This window comes from Sphingobacterium sp. GVS05A (assembly GCF_019969845.1).
In the GTDB taxonomy this organism is placed as follows: Bacteria; Bacteroidota; Bacteroidia; order Sphingobacteriales; family Sphingobacteriaceae; genus Sphingobacterium.
In genome coordinates, this window is sequence record NZ_JAHXYR010000013.1 from 62,513 (window position 1) to 89,293 (window position 26,781).

Here is a 26,781-nt window from a genome sequence, read left to right on the forward strand (position 1 = left end):
TCTTAATTTACTATGTTTAGTCGTTTTATAAATAGACCTGTACTTTCGATTGTTATATCGCTGATCATTGTGTTTCTGGGGGTTCTTTCGATGGTACAACTTCCAGTAACTCAATTTCCATCCATATCGCCACCTAAAGTAAACATTACAGCAGAATACCCGGGTGCAAATGGGGAACTCATGATAAAATCTGTTATCATTCCACTTGAGCGCGCCATCAATGGGGTGCCGGGAATGAAATATATGGCTTCAGATGCCGGTAACGATGGTGAAGCCAGCATACAGGTGGTATTCAATCTAGGTACAGATCCAAATCAAGCTTCATTGAACGTGCAGAACCGCGTGGCTTCTGTTGTTAATAAGCTTCCACCTATCGTTGTACGCGAGGGGGTGAAAATTACAAGGGAAGAATCCAATATGTTGATGTATATCAACCTATATAGCAAGGATAAAGACCTTGATGGAAACTTTATGTATAACTACGCCGATATGAATATCGTTTCAGAATTGAGACGTGTAGACGGTGTTGGGGTCGCGAATATTCTTGGAACACGGGAATTGGCGATGCGGATCTGGTTAAAACCTGATCGCATGACCGCCTATAAAATATCCGCTGAGGAGGTGATGAAAGCTTTGTCAGAGCAAAGTTTGGAAGCATCTCCGGGCAAGGCCGGTGAGTCTTCCGGGATTACTTCACAGTCTTTTGAATATGTCCTGAAATATCCGGGGCGTTTCACAACAACTGAAGGCTATGGTAATATCGTATTACGAACAAATGCAAACGGTGAAATGTTGCGCTTGCGCGATGTTGCCGATATTAAATTTGGATCCGCCATGTATGATATTTATTCTACATTGAATGGGAAGCCCTCTGCCGCTATTGTCCTGAAACAATCCTATGGTAGCAATGCTTCTCAGGTAATTCAGGATGTTAAAAATAAAATGAAGGAACTAAAGTCTTCTTTTCCGAAAGGACTGGATTACGAAATCAGTTATGATGTTTCTAAATTTTTGGATGCTTCAATGGAAAAGGTTATCCATACCTTAATTGAAGCCTTTATACTGGTGGCGATTGTTGTCTTTTTATTCCTTGGGGACTGGCGGTCTACCTTGATTCCAACCATTGCCGTACCGGTTTCTTTAGTGGGATCGTTCCTGTTTATGCAGTTTTTTGGTATCACAATCAACCTGATCACACTGTTTGCCTTAGTATTGGCGATTGGTGTCGTTGTTGATGATGCCATTGTCGTCATCGAAGCCGTACACGCCAAGATGGAGGAACTGCATATTTCAGCCTATAAGGCAACGAAGAAAGCGATGCATGAAATCAGTGGTGCCATTATCGCTATTACATTTCTGATGGCGGCCGTATTTATTCCTGTTGCGTTTATGTCAGGGCCTGTCGGTATTTTTTACCGCCAGTTCTCCATCACGATGGCGACATCTATTATCCTTTCCGGTGTAGTTGCATTGACGTTGACACCAGCGTTGTGTGCGATTATGCTTAAGAACAATCATGGAAAACCTCGTAAGAAATCCATCGTGGACAAATTTTTGGATGCGTTCAATAGATTGTTTGATAAGATGTCCAACAAATATGTTTTCTTACTGAAAGGTATCGTTGACAAGCGTCTCTTTACTTTTGTGGTATTGATCGGATTCTGTATTGGCGCTTACTTTTTAAATAATTCCGTGCCAGCAGGCTTTATTCCAAACGAGGATCAGGGGATGATTTATGCCATTATCCAAACGCCACCGGGATCGACCTTAGAACGGACAAATCTGGCCGCTCAAACTTTGCAGAAGGAGGCGGAGGACATCGATGGAGTACAATCTGTTTCTTCATTGGCCGGTTACGAAATATTGACTGAGGGAACTGGTGCGAATACCGGAACATGTCTGATCAATTTAAAAAGTTGGGAAGAGCGTAAGGAATCCTCGCAGGAAATTATCGAACAGCTGGAAAATGCAGCGAAGAATATCCCTGGCGCTTCCATCGAGTTTTTCCAGCCACCAGCAGTACCGGGATATGGTGCTGCAGGAGGATTTGAGTTGCGGCTTTTGGATAAAGCGGGCTCCGGTGACTATAAGAAAATGGAGACCGTAAGTAGGGATTTTGTCCGTGAATTGAATAAACAACCGGAGTTGTCCTCAGTTTTTACATTTTACAGTGCGAGTTTTCCGCAGTACATGCTCCATATCGACAATGATATGGCTCAATTAAAAGGGGTGACTATTGACAATGCACTGAATACCCTTTCTACGTTGGTGGGGAGTAACTACGAAACCAATTTTATTAAGTATGACCGGCAATATAAGGTTATGGTACAGGCATTACCGCAGTATCGGGCTCTTCCTGAGGATATCTTGAAATTATATGTGAAAAACGATAAGGATGAGATGGTGCCTTTTTCGGCTTTTATGCATATGGAAAAGGTATATGGACTTTCCGAGATCACGCGTCACAATATGTACATGGCTTCTGAAATTTCAGGTTCTGCCGCTCCTGGATATAGTAGCGGTGAGGCTATTGAAGTGATCAATGCCGTCGCTGCGAAAACCTTACCACAGGGCTATGGTATTGATTGGGCTGGTATCTCCAAAGATCAGGTGGGGCGTGGTAATCAAGCCATCTATATCTTTTTGATCTGTTTAGGCTTTGTTTATCTTATTCTTTCAGCACAATACGAAAGCTTTATCATGCCATTTGCGGTTCTGTTATCATTGCCAATTGGTATTTTTGGAGCCTTTTTCCTGCTCAAAGTTTTAGGGCTGGAAAACAACATCTATGCACAGGTGGCTTTGGTCATGCTCATTGGGTTATTGGGTAAGAACGCGGTTTTAATTGTTGAGTTTGCCACACAACGACATGCGCAGGGACTTAGTATCATCGAAGCAGCTTTGGAAGGAGCCAAGGTGAGGTTTAGACCAATCTTAATGACATCATTTGCGTTTATTGCAGGTTTGATTCCATTGGTAATGGCTTCTGGGCCAGGAGCGATCGGCAACCGGACCATTGGTACTGCAGCGGCAGGAGGGATGTTGTTTGGAACTGTCTTTGGTATCCTTGTCATCCCGGGGCTCTACTTTATTTTTGGAACAATCGCTTCCAAACGTAAGCTTATCAAACATGAAGATGAAAATCCATTAACTGAAGAAATCGATAACAATGGCTAGTCAAACAAATAAATATTGGGTAGTAGGGGTTTTGCTGTCCGCAGCAATGACAGGCTGTAAGGTTCCTAAAGCGACTCAGATTCAGGAAAACAAGCAAGTGCCACAGCAATTTGCTGAAGCACTTGCAGAGGACACAACGAATTCGGCCAATATGAAGTGGCGTGATTTTTTTAGTGATCCTAATTTAGTTGCTTTAATTGATACGGCATTAAAAAATAATCAGGAGCTGAATGTAACCTTGCAAGAATTGGCTATAGCCAAGAATGATATCTTACTGCGAAAAGGTGCATTGAAACCGAGTGTGGGTTTACGTGCCGGTGGCGGTGTGGAGAAGGTCGGACGCTATACAAGCCAGGGAGCTGGGGATGCCAGTACGGAGATCGCACCAGGGAAGGAAATGCCCGATCCACTGGGTGATCTAAAGATAGGTGCCTATGCAAGCTGGGAAATCGACGTCTGGAAAAAACTAAAAGATTCTGAACAGGCGGCATTGAACAGGTATCTTGCTACGGTGGAAGGTAAAAACTTTGTTCTGAGCAGTCTTATCGCTGAGGTTGCGCGATCTTACTATGAATTGTTGGCCTTGGATAACCAGCTAACGATTATCAAACAGAATATCGAGTTGCAGGACAATGCGCTGGAGGTCATAAAATTACAAAAGCAGGCGGCGCGTGTGACAGAACTTGCTGTTCAAAAATTCCAGGCAGAAGTATTAAAAACCAAAGGAATGGAATTTGAGACACGCCAGCAGATTAAGGAAACTGAAAACCGAATTAATTTCCTTTTAGGACGTTTTCCTCAGGAAATCAAACGTGATAAAAGTAGCTTCGTGGATATGGTACCTGCGAAAGTACAAACGGGGATACCGAGTCAACTCCTGAGCAATAGACCTGATATCCGTGAGGCTGAATATGAGCTTGCTGCTGCAAAATTGGATGTACAGATTGCGCGGAAGGAATTCTATCCTTCCTTGGAAATATCGGCTGCGCTGGGCCTGCAAGCTTTTAAGCCATCCTATTTGTTTAAAATGCCCGAATCGATGTTGTACAACATAATAGGAGAATTGGCAGCTCCGCTATTAAACAAAAATGGATTGAAAGCGGAATTCAATACCGCCAATTCGAAGCAGATACAGGCGGTTTATAACTATGAGAAAGCAATTTTAAATGCCTATTTGGAAGTGTCTACTCAGCTGTCTAATATCGAAAACCTTGGCAAGAGTTATGATTTCAAAACCAAGGAAGTTGAAGTGCTCAATAATTCTGTGACGGTATCAGACGATCTGTTTAAGTCGGCACGTGCTGATTATATGGAAGTGCTGATGACACAGCGCGATGTATTGGATTCAAAACTTGAATTGATAGAAACTAAGAAGCAACAGCTTAATGCGGTTGTTAATATTTACAAAGATTTGGGAGGAGGCTGGAAATAAGTTGTTTGTTTGAACGGACCCTGCTAGGCGGGGTCCTCTTTTTTAGTATCAATGCGATGTAAATCGACAGGCTCTGCTTAAATTATTTCTTGTGAAAATCGAATTAATGCTTATTTTTAATGTATATTAATACATCTTATTTAACTGTTTTATGGAATCACAAGAGTATTTACTTGTTAACGATGAGACTGAAAGGGGCGTTTTTTACAAAAAAACTTATCTTCATGTTGCCCTTTCTATTTTAGCATTTATCGTTTTAGAAACCCTATTGATAAAATTAGTTCCTTATGATTTTATTGTATGGATGGTCAGTGGGAAGTTTATTTGGTTGTTTCTTCTCGGATGTTTCTGGTTGGGAGCTTCATTGTCTTCTCGATGGACATTAGCGCAGAGCCGTCAGACCCAGTATCTTGGACTGGCATTTTACATTGTATTGGAAGCTATTATTTTCCTGCCAATGATTTTTATTGCTACTTCGATGACTGATGGTGCGGGCTTGCTTTACCAGGCAAGTATAATGACGCTGGCCTTGTTTACAGCACTTACAGCCGTTGCTTTTATGTCAAACAAGGATTTCTCTTTTCTGAAAAACATCCTTGTTATTGGTGGCTTCCTGGCATTGGGCGCCATTGTCGCGGGCGCATTATTTGGATTTCAATTGGGACTTTGGTTTTCCATCATCATGGTGTTGATTGCTTCAGGAAGCATTTTGTACCAAACACAAAATCTGAAATATAATTATGGCAATGAACAATACGTAGGAGCGGCATTACAGCTATTTTCCTCTATCATGTTGCTGTTTTGGTATATTTTACGTATTTTGATGAGTCGTCGTTAATTCGATTCATCTTTTGAAGAGAAGGTATTTAAAGATCATTTGATTATGCTTTAAATACCTTTTTTTATGATGTATGAAGCTATTTCAAGACATCTTTTAAGTTTTTGAGCCCCTGATCAAAATCCTTATTCATATTCATAAATAGGCTCATTAGATTCCAAGGATAAGGTGATTTGCCGGTAATGCCCCAAGTTACCGCTGTCTGATTGGGCGATATTTCCTTCAACGTAAAATATCCTTTTGACGGTTCGCCGAATCCAAAATCAAGTGATGTTTCGATCGTCTCTCCATCTACGATGCGCGTAATGGTTTGTGAACCTTTTCCAACTTTCTCGCCATCCCAGCTGTATTTAAATCCAACCTGACCATCGGTGCCCTGTTCGGATTTCTTCATTTGTGGGTCGGAAAGTTGCCAAACCCCAAAGTGATCTTGATTTCGAAGCATTTTCACATAGTTAAAAACCTCCTGTTTGGGTTTGTCAATGGTAATCTCACTTTTTGCATCGAAATCTTTAGGAACAAAAAGAGCCACAATTAAGGGAATGGCAATGAGAATAACCAAAACAATTAAAATTTTTTTAACGATTTTCATTTTTCTGAGTTTAATTGGTTTAATAAACTTTTTTCGGATTAAAGATAGCTGATTAATGTGATTTGTGGGATGGTAGATTTAAGATTTTATCGACTAATTATTTTAAACGAAAACGGGGCCGTTCGCGTTAGACTGACCCCATTTTTATAGATTCTTTTACATCCTGTCGGGGGCGATTGAATTCGCATCCTAGCGGGTATGTCCGTGGTTTACCTACTTTAATAATTCCAAATGTGTGCTTATACCAATTCTATTCCATGAATTGATTGTGATAATAGCGATAATGATCTGTGCAAGTTGTTTTTCGTTAAATAATTTCTTCGCTTTTTGATAAGTTTCCTCCGTCAGGCCCTGTTGATGAATTAGGGTAATCTCCTCAGTCATCTCTAATAAAACCTGTTCTTCGGCAGTAAATAATTCGGTCTCACGCCAGGCGTTCAGCAAGAATATACGCTGAGGAGTTTCACCATACTTTAATGCATCTTTGGTGTGCATGTCAAGGCAAAAAGCACATCCATTAATTTGGGATGCTCTTATTTTAATAAGCTCTTTCTGGATAGGGGTAAGAAAGATATTAGCGAGGTAGGTTTCTAAACCCATCATCGCTTTATAAGCTGTTGCATCTACTTTTGCAATATTTAATCGTGCTGTCATTGTTTTATATTTTGATACTACAAAGTTGCAGGAAAGATTGAATAATAAACTTAAACTGGTTTAAGAAAGCACATGTCAAATTAAAATCTGTTAAATTTAACCAACGTATATATTTACGGACGAACTTCTTATTCTGAAATAATCAGGTAATAATTGTCAGGATCCCGGAGGATAAACTGATTTCTTAATGAATTTTCATTGTAGTGAATTTCTTTTTCGAACATGGCATCGAGTTTGGTCGCATTTTCAAATACTTCCTGGAGATTATCTACCCGAAAGAATAGGATTAGACCATTTCCGGCATTTTTGGGTTGGAGCATGGTCGGATGTGCGTGTTCACCCCATTTGTGAAGGCATAAAATTACATTGTTTTCAACTGTTAGAATTTCAAAAGTCTCGCCACCATGTTCGCTGGTACAACCTAGCAAATCCTGGTAAAAGGTTGAGCTTTTAGAAACACTTTCTACAGCGATTATTGTTTCTGTTTTCACCATTGGTTTATTTTTTGGTATTTTAATTTATTCCTAGGCCTGCATATAGCTATGCAGACTTAGGAATTAACAAGCAAAACAGGGATTCGGTTTTGCAAACGATTTAATTTAAGAGATTTGCTCTGTTAATCAAATAGGCTCAGATGTTTGGCCGTCACCAGATCTAGGATCATATGATAACCTGCAAGTGAGTTGCCGTGTTGGTCTAAAGCCGGACTGAAAGCGCCTATTCCCATATTACGGGGGACACTGACAGCGATTCCTCCGCCCACACCGGATTTACTCGGTAGCCCAACCGTACGGGCATATTCACCACTGAATTCGTACATGCCGGCAATCAGCATTTGTGACTGAATAAGCTGTGACAGATTAGGATCTTGAAATTGTTTGTTTCCATCATAACGGATACAGTGATTGGCAAAAAAATAACCTATTTTGGCAAGATCTTCCACTGTGATTTCGATGGAACATTGTTTAAAGTAATTATTGAGCTTTTCTTCCCCTTCACCATCAATTAACCCATTATTTCGCATAATGTAGAACATACCGCGATTCCTATGACCAGTTTCTCTTTCTGAGTTATATACCGCATGGCTATAATCTATCTGTTCATTGTTTGTAATGAAACGTATCATCTTAAGGATTTTAGCAAAGGGTTCGTCAGCATTCCCTTTAATAAGAGCTGTGGTCAATATAGCACCTGCATTCATCATGGGATTAAGCGGTTTACCCATTGTTTCTAAATTGCCAAAGTGATTGAAAGGTTTGTCGGTTCCAAAATATCCCATTTTCTCAAAAACAGCTTTTTCACCATTCTCCTGTACTGCAATCATCAGCGAAATTATTTTTGATATACTTTGGATCGTAAATTTTTGATGTATATCTCCTGCACTTACCAGAGTACCATCGTTATTTACAACAGATAGTGCAATGGATTGTGCATTTGCTTTGCCCAGTTCCGGAATGTAATCTGCTACTTTTCCCATTTTAAAGCGCTGACTATTCTTTTCAAGAATGCTATTTAATGTTGCTTGATCTATCTTTTTTGCATCCTTTACCGTTGCGGTGCTTGTCGTCTGCTGCGCCTGGCACACATCTATTCGCCCTGTATAGCTTAGGACAAGTAAAGCTGTTATCAAACCAAAAGTTCTATTCATGTCTTCAATCTATTTATGAAAGTCCAAAGATAGGAAAGTATCGATACTTTAGCTGTTCGTGGGGGCAGGATCAACATTCCAGCCCGAAAGTATGTCACCATAGAAAAAGAAAGTCACATAGAATTTTTTGTTACTGACCTTATCCTTTACAAGATATTTTTTTGTGACATCGTACGCATCAACTTGCTTATACTTAGATAATACCACAGGGTTTGCCGCCGGATTTTCTGCTTTTACCATGTCTTGAATTTTTTGGGTGATCAATTTCATGATGCCAGCTTTCTTAAAAGGATCGTTTTCTACCTTATTGGTTGAAATACGAGGTAAGGTTCCATTGTTTTTTTCTTTTTTGGATTTAGCTGCTGTTGTATAGGCTCTGAAGCGCTCTTTAATCTTTGGATCTTGGAGACTGTGTATAGTGAAAATAGAGATTCCTTGAGCACCATTATTTAAAGCCTCATCCATATCGACAAACATTTCATCATTGTTTTTAGCCATCAATCCACAGTACAAAGTGGTATTCGCAGCCTTATCTCTGACATTTTCTAGGGTACAATCTTTTATAAAGCTTGGGTCCTCGGTGTAAAAGTTACTGTATACCATAGGGAATACAACGTCTAGTTTCCATTTACCCCAATCTTGACGAACCATTCTCGAAGCCATTTTTGGTGTAGGAAAAGGCGAGGCTGCCATAGTCTTTCCATGGCTGTGTACAACTTCAGCAATCATATTAGCGATGTCAGTAATTTGGTCACAACGAAACTGTCTCCATTTTATATCTTTTGAAGGATCTTTTTGTGCGCTGGGATCATAACCGTATTGTTTTTTGAATTTCTCTATGGCAATGGGGTGATATCCATAATCCCATGCTGGGTATTCACGATCTTGTACGATATTATACTTTGGCCACAAAGTGGTTGGTAATACAACATCTACATAGCGGTTGTAGTCTATTGATATACCATCGAGCCCTTCAACTTCGCAATAAGACTGGATTTTTTGTTTAATATACTCTTTCACTCCTGGTACAACGGGTGATAAGAATTTATAGTAGCCGACATAAGCAGTGGTATCTGCCAGACTTTTTCCATTTCTATTGACACTAAACCAGTCTGGATGTTCTTTTAGGATCTTATCCCGATCATGTTCCAGGTTCATCGTCCATAGCCAGGCGATCACCTGTATTCCATATTTCTTTGCAATAGGAATGGCGACTCTATATTCATCCGGACTAGCTGCATTTAGCATGACCCCGTCAATACCCAGGTAATTCATCTCACGGCAGATGGAATCAAAATTTGTAGTTGGATTATAATCCAGCCAAGTCCAAAACATTGCCGGCTTCTCCCGCTCCGCTGCTTTTGAAACAGGGACGAAAAACCCATAGATAATTAGTACAAGGCAAATACAGCATTTTCTGATTAATTGTTCTTTCATATGATTTATTGATTCTAAAATTTATCTATTTATCTACAATATGTTCTTTGGATGTTTAGTATTTGTTTCAATCTTGAAATTTTTACTAATTAAAAAATTGAAATCTGGATAAATCCAACCGTGAAAATACACAAAAACACGGAATTTAATCAATTTGACCTCTCTTTGGAGGGAACTTTCTTTTAGTTACAAAATTTATTAAAAAATTAAAACTATTCACCCGTTTAGATGTTACTAGAGAAAGAATAAATTATAATATTCATTATTGACATTGAAAAGTACGCTGGGCTACTGGCGAATAGATAATTGTTTTAGATATGAGGAAACTTTACATTCCAATTTCTGTTTTATACTTATTGCTATACGCGACTGTAAAAGGACAAGAACCGGGTCCAGTTGAGCCGATAAAAAGAGATTCTGTACAGCAAATCAAAGAAGAAATCACCTATCCCAAACTGCAGATAAAGGGGCTCTTTCAGGCGCGGTACCTTGTGAGCACAACTAAAGATGTTGACGTGAACGGGCTTCACCATAGTGATGGTTCCGGAACAGACAATAATTTTATGGTGAAGTATATGCGGGTGCAGATGCGTGCACAGATCAGTAAACGAACTGAAGTCGCTGTCCTTGCCAATTTAGCCGATTTTAAAAGTGATCCAAAAACAAAGGTACTTGAAAATGCATATTTAAAATATACGTTTAGCCCTAAGCTGGCCATTACAGTTGGTCAGTTTCGACCTTGGTTTGGCATTGAGGAAACTTATCCAATAGATATTATTAAATCGTTGGATTGGTCAAATCAATATCTTGAATTTGGCAAATTGGGTTGGGCGAGTTTTCAGATTGGAATGGCAGCAACAGGGGAGGTCAATTTAGGAGATATGCCATTTAGTTATTCTTTTTCCGTGGTCAATGGAAATGGTAAAAACCAAGTCGTCGACAATGACAATGGAAAGCAATATTCAACACGCTTAGTATTTGGGCTTTCAAAAAAATATGGGGTCAATCTTGGGCTGAATGGCGGTGTAGGTGAGGTTATGAAAAAGCAAGTACATGCACTCGGAGTTGATCTGAGTGGAAACATAGATTTCGGGAAACGTTGGAACTTGGATATGCAACTGGAAGCAAAACAGGCTATCAATCATAACTTATATTATGCGTTGGATGAGAGTTCGCGTACTTCAAAATTAAGTGACTATCTCGTTCGAGGTATTTATTTCCTTCCGAATTTAAGGTATGAAGTCAACTATTATAACCTCAGTGCATTTGAGCTTTCCTGTCGTTATGAGTATATCGACCCAAATTATAAGTTAAATGCAAATGCAAGACAAACTTTTACGCCAATGTTTGGTCTGGAGTTTTTGAGAAATTATGGTGCTCGGATACAGCTTGGTCTTCAACTCGATCGCTATAAGAAGCAGACTCAGAATACCAATGAATACAATAAAAACTTATTTATCGTACAAGTACAAAGTAGATTCTAATCTTTTAAACCTCAATTATTATGAAGGAAATTAGTATCAAAAATGTTGCCATCACTTTTATTGTTGCGCTCATTTTGTGGTTTATTCCAGTTCCTAAGGGCGTAAGTCCTGAAGCTTGGCATTTGTTTGCCATATTTGCTGCGACCATACTCGGGATTATTCTGAAGGCGGCGCCAATGGGTACCATGTGTATGATGGCGATTGGATTTACGGCGCTGACACAGGTTTTAGCTCCCGGAGATGCGGGTAAATCTATTACGAAAGCGTTGACTGGCTTTGGGGATAAGGTCATTTGGCTTATAGGGATATCGTTTTTTATAGCACGCGGGTTTATTAAAACGGGCTTAGGTAATCGTATTGCATTTCTTTTTATTCGAGTTTTTGGAAAAAGTTCACTTGGACTGGCCTATGGTCTAGGTTTGGCTGACGTGTGTCTGGCACCTGCGATACCTAGTAATACGGCCAGAGGTGGCGGTATCATTTACCCGATTATGAAATCTATGGCCATCAGTTTTGATTCTGTTCCAGACAAACCGGAGACGCATCGAAAGCTGGGATCTTATCTGACACTGAATAGCTATTACATGAATTTGATTGCATCCTCCATGTTCTTAACCGGAACAGCGAGCAACCCGATGTGTCAAAAGTTTGCTGCTAATCTAGGGATTGACATTACGTGGATGTCTTGGGCCGTTGCGGGGTTTATTCCGGGCATCGTTGCCTTTTTTGTTGTTCCGCTTGTACTTTATAAACTGTATCCACCTGAACTAAAAAAGACGGGCGATGCACCCAAAATGGCGGCAGAAAAATTAAAAGAGATGGGACCCATATCCAGAAATGAGTGGTTGATGTTATTGGCATTTTTTATACTTCTGGCGCTTTGGATTTTTGGAGGTTCGCTGTCGATTGATGCAACTACAACTGCATTTATTGGATTGACTTTGCTTTTGCTGACTTCAGTGCTAACCTGGGAGGATGTAAAAGCAGAGAAGGGGGCTTGGGATACCATTGTTTGGTTTGCCGTTTTAGTCATGATGGCCAGTTCGCTGAATGAACTTGGATTTATAGGTTGGTTTAGTGATTTGATCAAGGTACAGATTGGCGGGCTGAGTTGGCAGATCGCATTCCCCGTAATTGTTTTGGTGTATTTCTTTAGCCATTACATCTTTGCGAGCGCCACAGCTCACGTTGCCGCAATGTATGCTGCATTATTGGGAGTGGGTGTATCATTAGGTATCCCGCCCATGTTATTGGCTATGATGCTTGGGTTTCTGGGTTCTATATATGGCGTGTTAACACATTATGGTCATGGCCCAGCACCCGTATTCTTTGGTAGCGGTTATGTTGATCTTAAGTCCTGGTGGTTGCGGGGTCTGGAAATCGGGATCGTGCTACTGATTATCTATATGGGTGTAGGTGGTTTATGGATGAAAGTTATTGGTTATTATTAAATAAAAGGCTTATGCTATCGACCTTATCAAAGAAAATACTTATGTGCTTAACGGGGTTATTTCTCGCTTTCTTTCTGCTTATCCATTTTCTGGGAAATTTGCAGCTATTTTTACCACAGGAGCAGGCACATTTACAGTTTAATGCCTATTCACACTTTCTCTCCGGAAATATCCTGATTAAAATTGTTTCTTATGTCCTTTACCTGAGTATTGTACTGCATGCTATTGATGGATTGGTCATCACTATTAAGAATAAAAAAACAGGTGGGGATTATCAGTCAGACCAGCGTGGACGTGCGAGCAAATGGTATTCTCGAAATATGGGAATTCTGGGCACGCTTATTCTGATATTTTTGGTCATCCACTTTCAGAATTTTTGGTACGTATATAAGTTTGGAGCTCCACCACTGGATGCAAAAGGAAATAAGGATCTCTATGTATTGGTTATTGCAGTGTTTCAACAATGGTGGTATGTGCTTATTTATGTTTTGTCCATGGTGGCTTTATGTTATCATCTTATCCATGGGATTCATAGTGCGGTGAGAACCCTCGGACTGTATCATCCAAAATTTGTCCATTGGTTTAAGGTAATTGGTACAACCTATTCCATTGTCATCAGCATAGGGTTTGCGTTAATGCCAATTTATATATTTTTTACTGTTAACTAAAGGCGAAGACATGACTTTAAACTCAAAAATACCAGCGGGACCTTTGGAGCAAAAGTGGACACGCTATAAAAAAACTGCAAAGCTTGTCAACCCCGCCAATCGCAAAAAATTAGATGTCATTGTTGTGGGGACGGGCCTGGCGGGAAGTTCAATAGCGGCATCTCTTGGCGAAATGGGCTATCAGGTCAAATCATTCTGTTTTCAGGACAGTCCCCGAAGAGCCCACTCTGTAGCAGCACAGGGGGGAGTCAATGCTGCTAAAAATTATAAGAATGATGGCGATAGTGTCTATCGTATGTTTGTGGATACTTTAAAGGGGGGTGATTTTCGTGCGCGTGAAGCTAACGTCTATCGAATGGCTGAATGTTCCTTGAATTTGATAGATCAAGCGGTGGCGCAAGGTGTTCCATTTGGACGTGAATATGGGGGATATCTGAACAATCGTTCTTTTGGTGGGGTTCAGGTGAGCCGAACATTCTACGCAAGGGGACAGACGGGACAGCAGCTGCTATTGGGGGCTTATCAGGCCCTGATGCGGCAGGTTGGTAAAAAAACTGTTCAGCTCTTTTCCCGCCATGAGATGTTGGATGTTGTTGTCATCGATGGGAAAGTGCGTGGTATTATTGTTCGTAATTTAGATACCGGAGAGATTGAACGACATGCAGCACACGCTGTTATACTTGCAACGGGTGGCTATGGCAAAATCTATTATCTATCTACCTTAGCAATGGGTTGCAACGGATCGGCAATTTGGCGAGCACATAAAAAAGGGGCATTGATGGCATCCCCAAGTTGGATTCAGGTTCATCCTACCTCTTTACCGCAATCAGGCGATTATCAATCCAAGCTGACGTTGATGTCAGAATCCTTACGTAATGATGGTCGCATTTGGGTTCCATTAAAACAGGATGAAAACAGAGCAGCCAATGACATCCCAGAAGAAGATCGAGATTATTATCTTGAACGTCGATACCCCGCATTCGGGAATCTTGCACCGCGGGATATATCCTCTAGAGCGGCCAAGGAGCGGATTGATGCTGGTTTTGGCATAGGTCCTTTAAAAAATGCGGTCTACCTTGACTTTGCGAAAGCAATCAAGGAACAGGGGAAGCAAAAAATTGAAGAGAAATATGGTAATCTCTTTGATATGTACCATAAAATAACGGGCTATGATGCGTATTCTGAACCGATGATGATATCACCTTCGGCCCATTTTTCGATGGGCGGACTTTGGGTTGATTATGAGCTGATGACAACTTTGCCTGGGCTATTTGCACTTGGTGAAGCTAATTTTGCCGATCATGGCGCCAATCGCTTAGGGGCAAATTCGTTGCTTCAAGCTTCAGTGGACGGTTATTTTATTGCGCCTTATACCATCGCCAATTATTTATCGAATGAAATTCACACCGGAAAGATTTCTACAGATCATGTGGAGTTTGAAAAGGCGGAGTTAGCGGTTAGAAAGCAAATTGATGAATTATTACAGATTAAGGGGAATAAAACCGTCGATTATTTCCACAAAACACTTGGGAAGCTGCTGTATGATTATTGCGGTCTAGCTAGAAATGAGCAGGGACTTAAATATGCAATAGCGGAAATCAAGAAGCTTAAGCAGGAATTTTATAGCAATGTTATGGTTAGTGGGCAACTAAATTCTTTAAATACGGAATTAGAGAAAGCTGGACGTGTAGCAGACTATTTTGAAATTGGTGAATTGATGTGCTATGATGCATTGACCCGTGAAGAATCTTGTGGTGCACATTTTAGGGAGGAATACCAAACAGCAGATGGAGAAGCGCTGAGAAATGATGCTGAATTTCAATTTATCTCTGCCTGGGCCTGGAAAGGAGAAGGGGAAGAACCAGAATTGATCAAAGAACCATTGACTTTCGAAGAAATACAACCTACCGTAAGAAGCTACAAATAAAATGAACAATTATGAATCTACATCTTAAAATCTGGCGACAAAAAGATAATCAAACAGCAGGAAAACTGGTTGCCTATGATCTACAGGGGCTTAATCCACATATGTCTTTTCTTGAAATGTTGGATACCTTAAATGAAAAGCTCATTGTGAACGGAGAGGATCCTGTTGAATTTGACCATGATTGTAGGGAAGGGATCTGTGGCCAATGCGGCGTAATGATTAACGGTACTGCGCATGGTCCGTTGAAACATACGACCACGTGTCAGTTGCATCTACGTTCGTTCAACGATAATGATACTATTGTGATAGAACCCTTCCGTTCATCAGCATTTCCGGTGAAAAAAGATCTTAAGGTGGATAGGTCCGCTTTTGACCGAATTATTTCCCTGGGAGGCTTTGTATCTATCAATACTGGTCAGGCACCGGATGCCACAGTTATTCCCATTTCACATGAACTCGCTGAAGAAGCGTTTGATTCAGCTGCTTGTATCGGATGCGGTGCATGTGTTGCCACTTGTAAAAATGGGAGTGCAGCGCTGTTTACTTCAGCAAAGATTACACATATGGCCATACTGCCACAAGGAAAGGAGGAAAGAAATCACCGTGTGCTCAGTATGGTCAAACAAATGGATGCGGAATCTTTTGGACACTGTTCAAATACCGAAGCATGTGAGGTTGAATGTCCGCAAGGGATATCTGTCCTAAATATCGCCAGGATGAACTTTGAATATAATAGAGCCTTAATCTTTAAGAAGAAATAGCTCTTCTACCATTTCAAAATTTTACAGCCATGTATTAGGCGATAATTAATGATATTAAACTGTTTAGACAAATATTTCTGTTGTTTTTGTAGCTGTTTATCCCGGAAAATAGGGATTTATAAAATATTATACTTTTTAAGTAGGTTTTTGTAGTATTTTTGAAATGTAAAAAAATCACTTAAGTTATTAGGATAGATATGAAGTGTAGAAGGTTATTGGTTGCATTGTTCACATGTGGTGTGATCTTAGGTAATGTGTCGTGCAAAGATTTCTCCAACAAGGTATTGGGTAGTGGCAAAGAGGGCAGTAGGGATACTTTAAACGAAAAGTTAACCCAAAAGGAAAAAGTACCTGTTCTTTTGAATAAATGGGATTCTCTTCAAAAAAATCAGCTACATTTTACAGTTGATAGCTTGCATCCTATCCCTGTAAAGCAACAAAAACGTAACCTGAAAGATTCGTTACGAAGAGCTTTTGATGCACATCCAAAGCATATTTATTTGACATTTGATGATGGACCTTTGATCGGGAGTGCGGCGATAGATTCTTTGGCAAAAGAGAAAAATATAAAGGTAAGCGTGTTCTTAATCGGTAAGCATGCCAACATGAGCAAGGGGAGAAAGCGGGATCTTCAGAAATATGAAAGTAATCCTTTAATTGCTTGCTATAATCATAGCTATACGCATGCAAATAACCAATATTCACGATTCTATAATAATCCGGAAAAAGCTTTTGCAGATTTTGAAAAGAATGAAAAGGATCTTAATCTTCAGCATAAAATTGTTAGACTGCCGGGTAGAAATATCTGGATGTATGATGATATCCGGAAGATAGATTTAAAAAATGGCTCTACAACAGCTGATATGCTTCATAAAAATGGTTATCGTATTTTTGGTTGGGATGTGGAATGGCGTTTGAATAGTATTACAGGTAATGCAATAGTGAGCCAAGAAGCGACATTATCCCATATACGCAACTTTATGAACAATAAAAGTTCGATGGTCCCGAATAATGTGGTTTTTTTAATGCATGATGACATGTTTCAGACTAAAAAAGGGCAACAACAGTTATCTTCATTAATCGATGCACTTAAAAGCGATGGATATCAATTCGAGCTTATGCAAGATTACCCCATTAAATATTAAATTAAAAAAGGATTGGCTGTCATCTACAGCCAATCCTTTTTTATGTTATTCCAAACTCTTTTGGATAGACAACCATTCCTTTAACACCAACTAATGCTCCCTGGTGGAGTTCGATAATCATGCAATTTTCATCGGGAACCTCAAATGGCATTTTAATACCATATTTGACCGTTTGTTCATAGCCAAATCTTGGGTAATAATCTGCATGCCCTAGTAGGATAATAGATCCGAAATCAAGTTGCTTTGCGATTTGATGGGCTTCTGCAATTAGTTTACCTCCGATGCCTTTTCCCTGAAATTCAGGTAATACTGCAATTGGGGCTAAAGCGAGGGAAGAATAGCTCTCTTGATTTTCTTCATTAACAATTTTAATCCTTGTCATTAAAATATAGCCAACTGGTTTACCATCGATCTCTGCAACTAGCGCAAGTTTGGGTATGAATCCAGTCGATTGACGTAGTTTTTCAACGAGAAACTGTTCCTGATGATCACTATATTCTTCCTGCTCAAATGCTTTCTGAACGAGTTCAAAAACGGCCTGATAATCACTTGAGCTTTCTTGTCTAATGTGTATCTTCATGATCGAGGTAGATTTTTTTTCGAAAGATATATTTCTACAATATTATTCCTATTACTATCTGCAATTAACAAATAACAATGTTTCTTGTAAAAATACGTATTTCCATATAATTCTATAGCGATTATAATTAAAACTTGTCATGTGGTTTTTTCAAAATATAACTGTTCTATTTTTAAGTAAAAGATCAGGCGTCTATGTATTTGGACGATATTTTGTTGAAACTACCAAATAGGGGTGTATTTAATTATAAATTGGTTATTGTACAACTTCAACCAGATCGATTTTACCCGGTATTACCAAGCTGTGGTGATCTATATATTTTCTTTTAATAACCTGTAAATGAGTTATTTGTTTGTGTGTTTTTAAATAGTATTAAAATAAGACTTGCATTGTTTATTTATTTTTGTATTTTCATCTATTCGAAATTCAATTATAAACCGCCTTTGATAAGATCCTAAACCGAGCATCTTGTGGAAGCAAATAAATAACTAATAAACATACAATTTAAACCATTAAACAGTTTTTATGATTAATTGCCATTATTTCTCAAATCAATGGAAGAGAGCGTTTTGGACTGGATCACTGTGTTCTATCGTAGCACTGAGCCCCCAAACTGTAGATGCTGTAAGCCTTGCGTCTTACGGAAATCTCTTTCAACAAGAATTAAGTGTCACTGGTATCGTGCGAGATGAAACAGGAATGCCAATTTCTGGAGTAACCGTTTCGGTTAATGGAACTAATTTGGTGACAAAAACGGACAATGAGGGCCGCTACAAATTGGACAAAGTTCCGTCCAATAGTACGGTCAACTTTCGCATGGTTGGTAAACAGACAATGGATGAAGTGATCAATGGACGACGTGCCATAGATATAACACTGCTAAATTCTCAATCCAGCTTGGATGAAGTTATTGTCGTTGGTTACGGTAAACAGCGGAAGGAAACGGTAACCGGTGCCGTTGCTACAGTTAAGGGGAGTGATCTTGCCCAATCACCGGCATTGAACATTTCCAATGCAATGACGGGAAGAATTCCTGGGGTTATTGCTACAAATGGTAGTGCGGAGCCCGGAAATGATGGATCCACGATCAAGATCCGTGGTACAAATACCTTGGGGAATAGTAGCCCATTAGTGGTTATTGACGGTGTGCCGGCGCGTGAAGGGGGAATCGAGCGGCTTAACCCCCGCGATATTGAAAACATTTCTGTTCTAAAAGATGCTTCAGCAGCAATTTATGGTGCAAGGGCAGCGAATGGCGTTATCCTCGTGACAACACGTCGGGGGAAAACCGGTAAGCCACAGTTTTCTTATACCTTCAATCAAGGGTATTCTCAACCAACGGTAATTCCCAAATTGACAGACGCTACACAGTTTGCGGAAATTCGTAATGAGCTTGAAATCTATAACTTACCTGTGGATGAATGGTCAGCAGCATTAACCGCTATAAATGGCACAGGATCTTATACCAAAAAGGATGGAACAGTGTTGGGGGCACCTTTTAAACCTGACGATATTCAGAAATTTAAAGATGGTTCAGATCCTTGGGGCCACCCGAATACAGACTGGTATAAATCTACATTGAAAGATTGGTCTCCTCAACAACGTCATAATCTCCAGATTAATGGAGGAACAGAAGATGTTAAATATCTATTGTCATTGGGTTACCAAAATCAAGATGCTTATTACAAAAATTCTGCAACCGGTTACAAACAATATGATTTACGTATTAACCTTGACGCAAACATAAGTCAATACATCAAAACGCAGTTTGGTGTCTTAGGGAGACAGGAAAACCGTAACTTTCCGACAAAAAGTGCAGGAACTATTTTTCGTATGTTGATGCGCGGAAACCCTACGCAACCAGCGATATGGCCAAATGGAAAACCGGGACCTGATATTGAGAATGGCGAAAATCCTGTCGTTATTACAACGAATGCCACCGGATATGATCGGGATAAGCGATATTACTTCCAAACAAATGGACAAGTGGATATCACAAATCCATGGGTAGAAGGGCTTAAACTAACATTAAATGCTTCTGTTGATAAGTACGTAAAAAACCAGAAGACCTGGGGTACTCCTTGGACATTGTATTCCTGGCCGGGTGCTTACGAGGCGGATGGTAAGACACCTTTATTGCAAGCTGGCCGACGCGGCCCAGCGGATCCAAACCTAAATCAAAGTAATGAAGATCAGCTCAATATTCTATTAGGGGGGATTTTAAGTTTTGACCGAAAATTTGGAGACCATCAAGTAAACGCTATTGCAGGGGTGAACAGAGAGACGACGGATAACGACAAGTTTAGTGCCTTTAGGCGTTACTTCCTCTCAAATAGTATAGATTACCTATTTGCAGGTGGAGAACAAGAGAAAAATAATGACGGAACAGCTTGGAAAAGAGCACGGTTAAATTATTTTGGCCGTTTTGGTTACAACTATAAAAGTAAATATATTGCGGAGTTTCTCTGGCGCTATGATGGCTCCTATATGTTTCCTGAAAGTGAACGTTTTGGATTTTTCCCTGGTGCAATGGCTGGTTGGGTAGTATCTGAAGAGAATTTCTGGAAGGAAAATATCCCAGTCATCAACTATTTTAAAATTCGTGCCTCTTATGGGCAAATGGGTAATGACAATATTTATTGGGAAGATAAACTGCAAGAATATCAATATTTTTCTACCTATTCATTTGGAACCTATGTGGTGGATGACAAGCTAGCCAAGACATTGTTTGAGAGCCGCGTACCAAATGAAATGGTTACCTGGGAGGTTGCCAATAATTATAATTTGGGCTTTGATTTCCAATTTTTACAGGGTAAGTTAAATTTTGAATTTGATATCTTCAAAAATCGTCGGAATTCCATTCTATGGCGAAAAAATGCTTCTGTTCCGCAAAGTACCGGTATGACTCTACCTGCTGAAAATATTGGTAAGGTGGATAATAAAGGCTGGGAATTTAATCTCGGTTATAAGGGTAAAGTCGGTGAACTTGGATATACAGTCGGAGTCAATGGAGGCTATGCGAAGAACAAAATTATTTTCTGGGATGAAGCCCCAGGTGCTCCCGCTTGGCAGCAAAGTACAGGCAAGCCTATCAAAACAGATATCTATTATGTATATGACGGAGTATTTCGAGATATGGATGATATCGCTGCCAATAAACTTGATTATAGTGCCATTACCAAAACTTTACGTCCGGGTGATATGAAATACAAAGACCATAATGGCGACGGGAAAATCACACCGGATGATAAAGTAAGAAGAGATAAAAATAGTGACCCAACATTCCAAGGAGGATTTAATTTCAGTTTGAGCTATAAGGATTTTGATTTGTCTGTTTTGTTCCAAGGAGCAACAGGCGGAGAAATTCGTGTTGGTACAGATGAATCGGGTTCTATTGGTAATTTTCTGGAAGAATTCTACGATAAACGGTGGAGCATAACTAATCCGAGCAGTGAATACCCTCGACTAACGGATCGGAGTAACCAATATTACTCGTACAATAATACATATTGGATGCGGAGCACCGATTACCTACGCCTAAAAAATGTAGAATTGGGTTACAACCTTCCATCAACAATCTGCGATAAAATTGGTATTGGTTCATTGCGTGTGTATGCGAATGGAATGAATTTAGTCACTTGGAGTAAGCTAAAGATGTACGATCCAGAGGCTGTAAACGCACTGGGACAATATTATCCACAGGCGAGATTACTGAATGCAGGGGTGTTGTTATCGTTTTAAGTAGTATAAAATTATGAAAATAAAGAAAGGCTTGCTGTCTGTACTTATGAACCAATAGGCTTTGGGTACAACGAATAGCCTTTGGAAATTTATTCTCAGAAAAATAAATCAGATAAGAAAATGAAAAAAATTGTAAATATATCACTATTTATACTTGTATTATCGTCTGGACTTCAGTCCTGTAACGACGATTTTGTGAATACAAAGCCGCTTAGTGAAGTTCCTAACGAACTGGTGTGGTCTGATCCAGGACTGTCAGATGCTTTTGTGGTTGAAATATACAATGGTTTTGGTGTGGGCGGTTTCTACGAACAAGAGATGGCTTCTATGACAGATGAAGCACTATTCACTCACCCAAATCGTGGGATTAATACAGTAACTGAATCACGGTCCAATCCAGCTGATCAAGGTTATATCATGGATACCTATGAATATGGACGTATGTATGTACGTATTCGGGCAAGCAATATTGCGATTTCAAATTTGAGACAGGCAAAATTTGATCAAGTAAAAGCAAATAAAATATTAGGAGAGGCGTATTTCTTGCGTGGATATTATTATCAGCAACTCTTACGTTTCTATGGTGGTGTACCCATAGATAATAAGATCTATACTCTAAATGATAAGGATTTTATGAAGCCTAGAAATAGCTATGCTGAATGTGTCGATGCGATCGTTAAAGATCTGGATAGCGCAGCGCTACTTTTAAAGGATATAATACCAGCCAAAGGGCGGGCAAGTGAAGCAGCAGCTTTGGCACTAAAATCACGTGTATTGTTATATGCCGCGAGTGATCTTCATGATGCTAATAAAGCCGGTGCTAAATCTGCCCTCTTAAAAGCATATACAAAACCGGAATATTTGATGTATACCAGTGGTAGCCAGACTGAGCGCTGGACAAAAGCGAAGGAAGCGGCAAAAGCTGTCTTGGATCGGGCCAGCTTTGCCTATAAACTGGATATGACCAAGCCCGTATCGGCAACAGAAGGAACTGCAAACTATATGGCTTTGTCGCTAGGGGGGGGAAGTAAAATGGCAGATGCTGCAGGGGCAAAAGATATTATTTTGGGCCGTTTTTTCATTAATGAAAAAGACGAACGCGGTGGATGGGTTGGACGTGATAATGGGCCAAATGGTTATCACAACTGGGCGGGAAATACACCTATACAATTGCTTGTTGATGATTATGAGACGGATAAGGGGCAAAAATTTGATTGGTCAAATGCTGCCATGGCTGCGGCTCCTTATCAAAACCGTGATCCGAGATTGAAGGCAACAATTCTATACGATGGCTCCGACTGGAAACCAAGGACAGCCGATGTGACAAAAAGGGATCCCAGCAATCAGATCCAAACCGGTCAATATGAAATTGTTAATGCGCAAGGTAGTAAAGTCACGCATTTTGGTTTAGACACTAGAAAAAGTCCTGTTGAAGACTGGAATGGCTCAAGAACGGGGTATTATATGCGGAAGTTTGTTGATCCTGATCCTGCTCAGGAAGATCAAAATACAAGACAACGTATTCCCTGGCCGATGTTGCGTTATACTGAGGCTGTATTAAACTATGTGGAGGCCTGTATCGAATTAGGCGAAGAGGCGGAAGCAAGAACTTGGCTAAATAGAATTCGATTCAGAGCAGGAATGCCTGCAATTGCAGTTGAAGAGACAGGAGCAGCACTCAAAAACCGCTACCGGAATGAGCGCCGAATTGAATTGGCTTATGAAGAGCATCGCTTTTTTGATGCAAGACGCTGGATGATCGCTGCAGAAACGATAGGACGTAAAGCCAACATCATCAATATCACAGGAACGCTAAAAGACAATAAGACAGTGACATTGTATAAATATGATCCGAGCAATTATAATTACAAATATTTTGTAAGTAATATTGATCCAGGAATCGAAAATAGAAACTGGGATGATAAGATGTATTTTACTTCTTTACATCGTGATGAAATAAATAGAAATACCCAGCTTATTCAGAATCCGGGATATTAGATATCTTTAGAAACATCTCTCCGGTAATTATCGGAGAGATGTTTTTTTATCAGACCTTTTTCTGACGTTCAATATTGGGTAATAAGCCCGTCGCAATACCGATCAATGGAAGATAGGCACAGATGTTAAAGACGTGTTCAATGGAAGTTCTATCCGCGAGCCATCCCAAAATGGCAGAACCAATTCCACCCATCCCAAAGGCAAGTCCAAAGAAGAGTCCAGCGATCATGCCTACTTTTCCCGGAATCAATTCTGTAGCGTAAACCAATATGGCAGAGAAAGCAGAAGATATAATCAGTCCGATCAGAATAGACAGTATCATCGTTAATGTCAGCCCCACATGCGGCAAAAGTAATGTAAAAGGCGCCGCACCAAGTATTGAAACCCAAATAATGAGTTTACGGCCGTAGCGATCGCCTAATGGGCCACCGAGTATTGTTCCAACCGCTACGGATGCAAGAAAAACAAAAAGATAAATTTGTGATTCTTGTACAGTAATGCCAAACTTATCGATAAGATAAAATGTAAAATAGCTGGTCATAGATGCCATATAGAAATACTTTGAAAATATAAGAATCAACAGTATAACTAGAGCAAAGATGATTTTAGATCTGGAAAAACTCGATTTTACCGGTGTTACATTAAGTGTGCTGACGGTAGCTTTTGGTTTAAGATGTAATTGGTACCAATTTCCGACATAGGTAAGAATTAAAATGGCTAGAATTGCCAATACACCAAAAACGCCGATGTATTGTTGGCCAAATGGGATAACAATTAGCGCAGCTAGGAGAGGACCTATTGCACCACCAGCATTTCCGCCAACCTGAAAAATTGATTGCGCCAATCCTTTTTTGCCACCAGAAGCTAAGTGCGCAACACGGGAGGCCTCAGGATGAAAAATAGAAGATCCCATGCCTATCAGGCTTACTGATAGTAAGATATAGATAAAACTGGAAGCAAAGGCAATACAAAGCAAACCGGCGAGGGAAAACAACATTCCGATAGCCAAGGATCTTGGCGTAGGATTCTTATCTGTGTAAAGTCCAACAAAAGGTTGCAGAATGGAAGCTGTCAGTTGAAATACTAGGGTGATAATGCCAATTTGTGTAAAGCTAAGAGCATAATTAGATTTTAACAGCGGATAAACAGCTGGAATAACCGATTGAATAAGATCATTCAATAGATGAGAAATACTAATTGCAAATAAAATAGGGTAGACCGTCTGGGAACTATTCCAAGAACCATCTGCTTTTAAAGATTCTGTTTTCATAAATTAATACATCAGGTCATCTGATGTTTTGTGACGTTATTTATTATTGTTTGGTTTTTGTGATTTTTACTACAAAAGCTTTTAAAAATTATTTATGTTGGATAATTTGATTTGCTACGGCAACAGCTTGTTGGATGTTTTTATCTTTAATAGCTTCCATCAGCTCCTCATGTTGCTTTTGTGATGCAATGAAGGGTGTTGTATCCTTATAGATTTCCATAAAAAATTTATTCACGTGAACCGATAAGGTATTGTATAACGCTGTTAGAATATTATTTCCACAAGATTCGGCGATTGCGCTATGAAAAGCGATATCTGCTTCTACACAAGCGATAAGATCTCCGCTAATGGCATGTTTTGCTCTATTTTTAAGCGCAAGAGCCATATCTTTCAATCCTTTTGCGCTACGATTTATTGCGGCTTTTTCAATGATTTTCAATTCTAGAACGTGTCTAACCTCGAAAATATCGTTAAAATTACCTTTTTCAATTTTTGCATCAAGTGCATGGTGTCCGGTCACACTTTTGATAAATGTTCCCAAACCTTGTTGTACATTTAGATAACCAGATTGACTTAAATACTTTATTGCTTCCCGAATTGTAGATCTTCCAACAGCAAATTGTTTCATCAACTCGGGTTCAGTAGGGAGTTTTGAATCCACCGGAAAATTACCCAATTTGATTTTTTCTTCAATTGCGGCAGCGACTTCTTCAGCCAAGGATCTTCGTACGATGTGTTCATTTTTCATATAGTCATATCATCTGATGATTGCAAAGGTAAAATAAAATTCAGCTACAACACAAATAAATCTTCAATTTTATTATCGGGCCCATTGTGGGAGTTTTTCGGATACTTCAATGTCTGCTGAAGCATATTGATATTGAAAAATAATTTCGGGTTCTATGTGGTTTTCCCGCACATCTACTCCTTTTAATGTATCGAAAATATCCAAATTGCGTTTCAGGAGTGGGAGTGCCCGAATGTATAAATCCTCAATATTTTCTAAACTGCGAGGTATTTGGCTACTCTTCCGATTTTGTGCCCGAGCCAGACAAATGTCGAGATTGTCTGTATAGAAAAATAATATTTCGATTCTATTATCAGGATGGAAAGCTTTTATTTGTCTCAACAGGTCGAAATGTTTTTTTAACCCTAAATTGATTTCTATCGCAAAATCCTGATTAGCTAGAAGCTTATCTTGCAACATTTTCTCGAACCGCTTGTATCCATTCATTATTCCTAGCTCGCGATAACGCTGTACAATGAGGTCAGCATCAAGTATTTTAATGCCTTCGGGTATAAAATATGGTCCACAAGTGCTTTTTCCAATGTTTGGTGGTCCCGCTATTACGTAGATTGTTGCCATATTCAGATAAATTGAATTGTCCCATCTTGATACTCAGCAATCATTTGCCCGTTTTTATGATAGATCAGAGGTAGTTGCTTTGAGAACAGATGACGGCGGATATTATGTCCTAAGTCTTTTTTCCAGGCTATTTTTTCCTCCATTGCCATTATAAAAGGATCCTTTTGCATCCTTCCGATTGTGATCAGCTCTTCGTCTGGAATTATTTTTTTCATTTAGTATATAATTGATTGTTGTCAGGTCTGTGTGTTAAATATAAACAGATATTGTTAAATACTAAAATTATATTAATATAAAATAGCTTAAAAGCCGCCTGAGCATTTCTAACAGCTATTAGATAAGGTCGTTAAGTTGAGAAAACTAAACTGGGTCTTAATACAGTGGGAATATCGGGAGATGAGACGCTTTTCCAGATGGAAACTGTTCCCCCAAAATATGTGGATATGTTTCATGGTAGTTTTATTTCAAAGCTTCCAGGTGATACTACTAGTATGATCTTCCTCATTGGGATATTTGAGCAACCTGTTGTTGTGTTACTCTTTGTAAGTATCCTCAAAGGTGAGTTTTTAATAAGTGAGCCAAAACCATGGTTTAAATAGCATTACTACTTTG

21 protein-coding genes are annotated in these 26,781 nt (G+C 39.6%); 11 read left to right on the forward strand and 10 right to left on the reverse strand.

What is annotated here, in order from left to right:
• The first annotated feature begins 12 nt into the window (after positions 1–12).
• From LC454_RS25655 to LC454_RS25665, 3 genes are all read left to right on the forward strand, one after another.
• Positions 13–3,177: an efflux RND transporter permease subunit gene (locus tag LC454_RS25655; RefSeq protein ID WP_223585276.1), complete on the forward strand. Its 3,165-nt coding sequence runs from the start codon at positions 13–15 to the stop codon at positions 3,175–3,177.
• Positions 3,170–4,609 carry a TolC family protein gene (locus LC454_RS25660; protein ID WP_223585277.1) on the forward strand — a complete coding sequence of 480 codons (1,440 nt, stop codon included), beginning with the start codon at positions 3,170–3,172 and terminating at the stop codon, positions 4,607–4,609. The genes LC454_RS25655 and LC454_RS25660 overlap by 8 nt, the downstream gene beginning before the upstream one ends.
• Positions 4,610–4,760: 151 nt before the next feature.
• Complete coding sequence (locus tag LC454_RS25665) at positions 4,761–5,447, forward strand: Bax inhibitor-1 family protein (protein WP_223585278.1); 687 nt, start codon at positions 4,761–4,763, stop codon at positions 5,445–5,447.
• A 79-nt stretch (positions 5,448–5,526) separates the two neighbouring features.
• Here LC454_RS25665 and LC454_RS25670 read toward each other — a convergent pair whose 3' ends face one another.
• From LC454_RS25670 to LC454_RS25690, 5 genes are all read right to left on the reverse strand, one after another.
• Positions 5,527–6,039 (reverse strand): SRPBCC family protein, encoded by a 513-nt coding sequence (locus LC454_RS25670; RefSeq protein WP_223585279.1) that lies wholly within the window; start codon positions 6,037–6,039, stop codon positions 5,527–5,529.
• A gap of 213 nt (positions 6,040–6,252) precedes the next feature.
• Entirely contained in the window at positions 6,253–6,693 is a 441-nt protein-coding gene (locus LC454_RS25675) for a carboxymuconolactone decarboxylase family protein (protein WP_223585280.1), read from the reverse strand.
• Positions 6,694–6,821: 128 nt separating this feature from the next.
• The gene (locus tag LC454_RS25680) at positions 6,822–7,187 is read right to left on the reverse strand and encodes a VOC family protein (protein WP_223585281.1); all 366 of its coding nucleotides are present in this window, start codon (positions 7,185–7,187) and stop codon (positions 6,822–6,824) included.
• Between the two features lie 122 nt (positions 7,188–7,309).
• Positions 7,310–8,341 carry a glutaminase A gene (gene glsA, locus LC454_RS25685; RefSeq protein ID WP_223585282.1) on the reverse strand — a complete coding sequence of 344 codons (1,032 nt, stop codon included), beginning with the start codon at positions 8,339–8,341 and terminating at the stop codon, positions 7,310–7,312.
• A 48-nt stretch (positions 8,342–8,389) separates the two neighbouring features.
• The gene (locus LC454_RS25690; RefSeq protein WP_223585283.1) at positions 8,390–9,778 is read right to left on the reverse strand and encodes a family 10 glycosylhydrolase; all 1,389 of its coding nucleotides are present in this window, start codon (positions 9,776–9,778) and stop codon (positions 8,390–8,392) included.
• A 317-nt stretch (positions 9,779–10,095) separates the two neighbouring features.
• On the opposite strand from LC454_RS25690, the gene LC454_RS25695 reads away from it, so the two are divergent.
• The 6 genes from LC454_RS25695 to LC454_RS25720 all read left to right on the forward strand — a co-directional run bounded on the left by LC454_RS25695 (position 10,096) and on the right by LC454_RS25720 (position 17,214).
• Positions 10,096–11,262, forward strand: a complete 1,167-nt coding sequence (locus tag LC454_RS25695) for a porin (protein WP_223585284.1) — start codon at positions 10,096–10,098, stop codon at positions 11,260–11,262.
• Between the two features lie 20 nt (positions 11,263–11,282).
• On the forward strand, positions 11,283–12,713 hold the full coding sequence (locus LC454_RS25700) for an anion permease (RefSeq protein ID WP_077433988.1): 1,431 nt from the start codon (positions 11,283–11,285) through the stop codon (positions 12,711–12,713).
• Between the two features lie 11 nt (positions 12,714–12,724).
• Entirely contained in the window at positions 12,725–13,381 is a 657-nt protein-coding gene (locus tag LC454_RS25705; protein WP_077435783.1) for a succinate dehydrogenase cytochrome b subunit, read from the forward strand.
• Between the two features lie 10 nt (positions 13,382–13,391).
• A complete protein-coding gene (locus LC454_RS25710) occupies positions 13,392–15,308 on the forward strand; it encodes a fumarate reductase/succinate dehydrogenase flavoprotein subunit (RefSeq protein ID WP_223585285.1) in 1,917 nt (638 codons plus the stop codon).
• Between the two features lie 11 nt (positions 15,309–15,319).
• On the forward strand, positions 15,320–16,069 hold the full coding sequence (locus LC454_RS25715) for a succinate dehydrogenase/fumarate reductase iron-sulfur subunit (protein WP_223585286.1): 750 nt from the start codon (positions 15,320–15,322) through the stop codon (positions 16,067–16,069).
• A gap of 197 nt (positions 16,070–16,266) precedes the next feature.
• Positions 16,267–17,214 carry a polysaccharide deacetylase family protein gene (locus LC454_RS25720; RefSeq protein WP_223585287.1) on the forward strand — a complete coding sequence of 316 codons (948 nt, stop codon included), beginning with the start codon at positions 16,267–16,269 and terminating at the stop codon, positions 17,212–17,214.
• A gap of 40 nt (positions 17,215–17,254) precedes the next feature.
• Here the strand turns inward: LC454_RS25720 and LC454_RS25725 are convergent, their stop codons facing one another.
• A complete protein-coding gene (locus LC454_RS25725) occupies positions 17,255–17,794 on the reverse strand; it encodes a GNAT family N-acetyltransferase (protein ID WP_223585288.1) in 540 nt (179 codons plus the stop codon).
• Positions 17,795–18,319: 525 nt separating this feature from the next.
• Between LC454_RS25725 and LC454_RS25730 the strand changes: the two genes are divergently transcribed.
• Entirely contained in the window at positions 18,320–21,535 is a 3,216-nt protein-coding gene (locus LC454_RS25730; protein WP_223585289.1) for a SusC/RagA family TonB-linked outer membrane protein, read from the forward strand.
• Positions 21,536–21,655: 120 nt separating this feature from the next.
• Entirely contained in the window at positions 21,656–23,533 is a 1,878-nt protein-coding gene (locus LC454_RS25735; protein ID WP_223585290.1) for a RagB/SusD family nutrient uptake outer membrane protein, read from the forward strand.
• A gap of 49 nt (positions 23,534–23,582) precedes the next feature.
• Here LC454_RS25735 and LC454_RS25740 read toward each other — a convergent pair whose 3' ends face one another.
• From LC454_RS25740 to LC454_RS25755, 4 genes are all read right to left on the reverse strand, one after another.
• Complete coding sequence (locus LC454_RS25740) at positions 23,583–24,803, reverse strand: MFS transporter (RefSeq protein ID WP_223585291.1); 1,221 nt, start codon at positions 24,801–24,803, stop codon at positions 23,583–23,585.
• Positions 24,804–24,891: 88 nt separating this feature from the next.
• Complete coding sequence (locus LC454_RS25745) at positions 24,892–25,551, reverse strand: FadR/GntR family transcriptional regulator (RefSeq protein WP_223585292.1); 660 nt, start codon at positions 25,549–25,551, stop codon at positions 24,892–24,894.
• A gap of 72 nt (positions 25,552–25,623) precedes the next feature.
• Positions 25,624–26,169, reverse strand: a complete 546-nt coding sequence (locus tag LC454_RS25750; RefSeq protein ID WP_223585293.1) for a hypothetical protein — start codon at positions 26,167–26,169, stop codon at positions 25,624–25,626.
• Positions 26,170–26,171: 2 nt separating this feature from the next.
• Positions 26,172–26,384, reverse strand: coding sequence for a hypothetical protein (locus LC454_RS25755; protein WP_223585294.1), 213 nt, complete (start codon positions 26,382–26,384; stop codon positions 26,172–26,174).
• Positions 26,385–26,781: the final 397 nt, after the last annotated feature.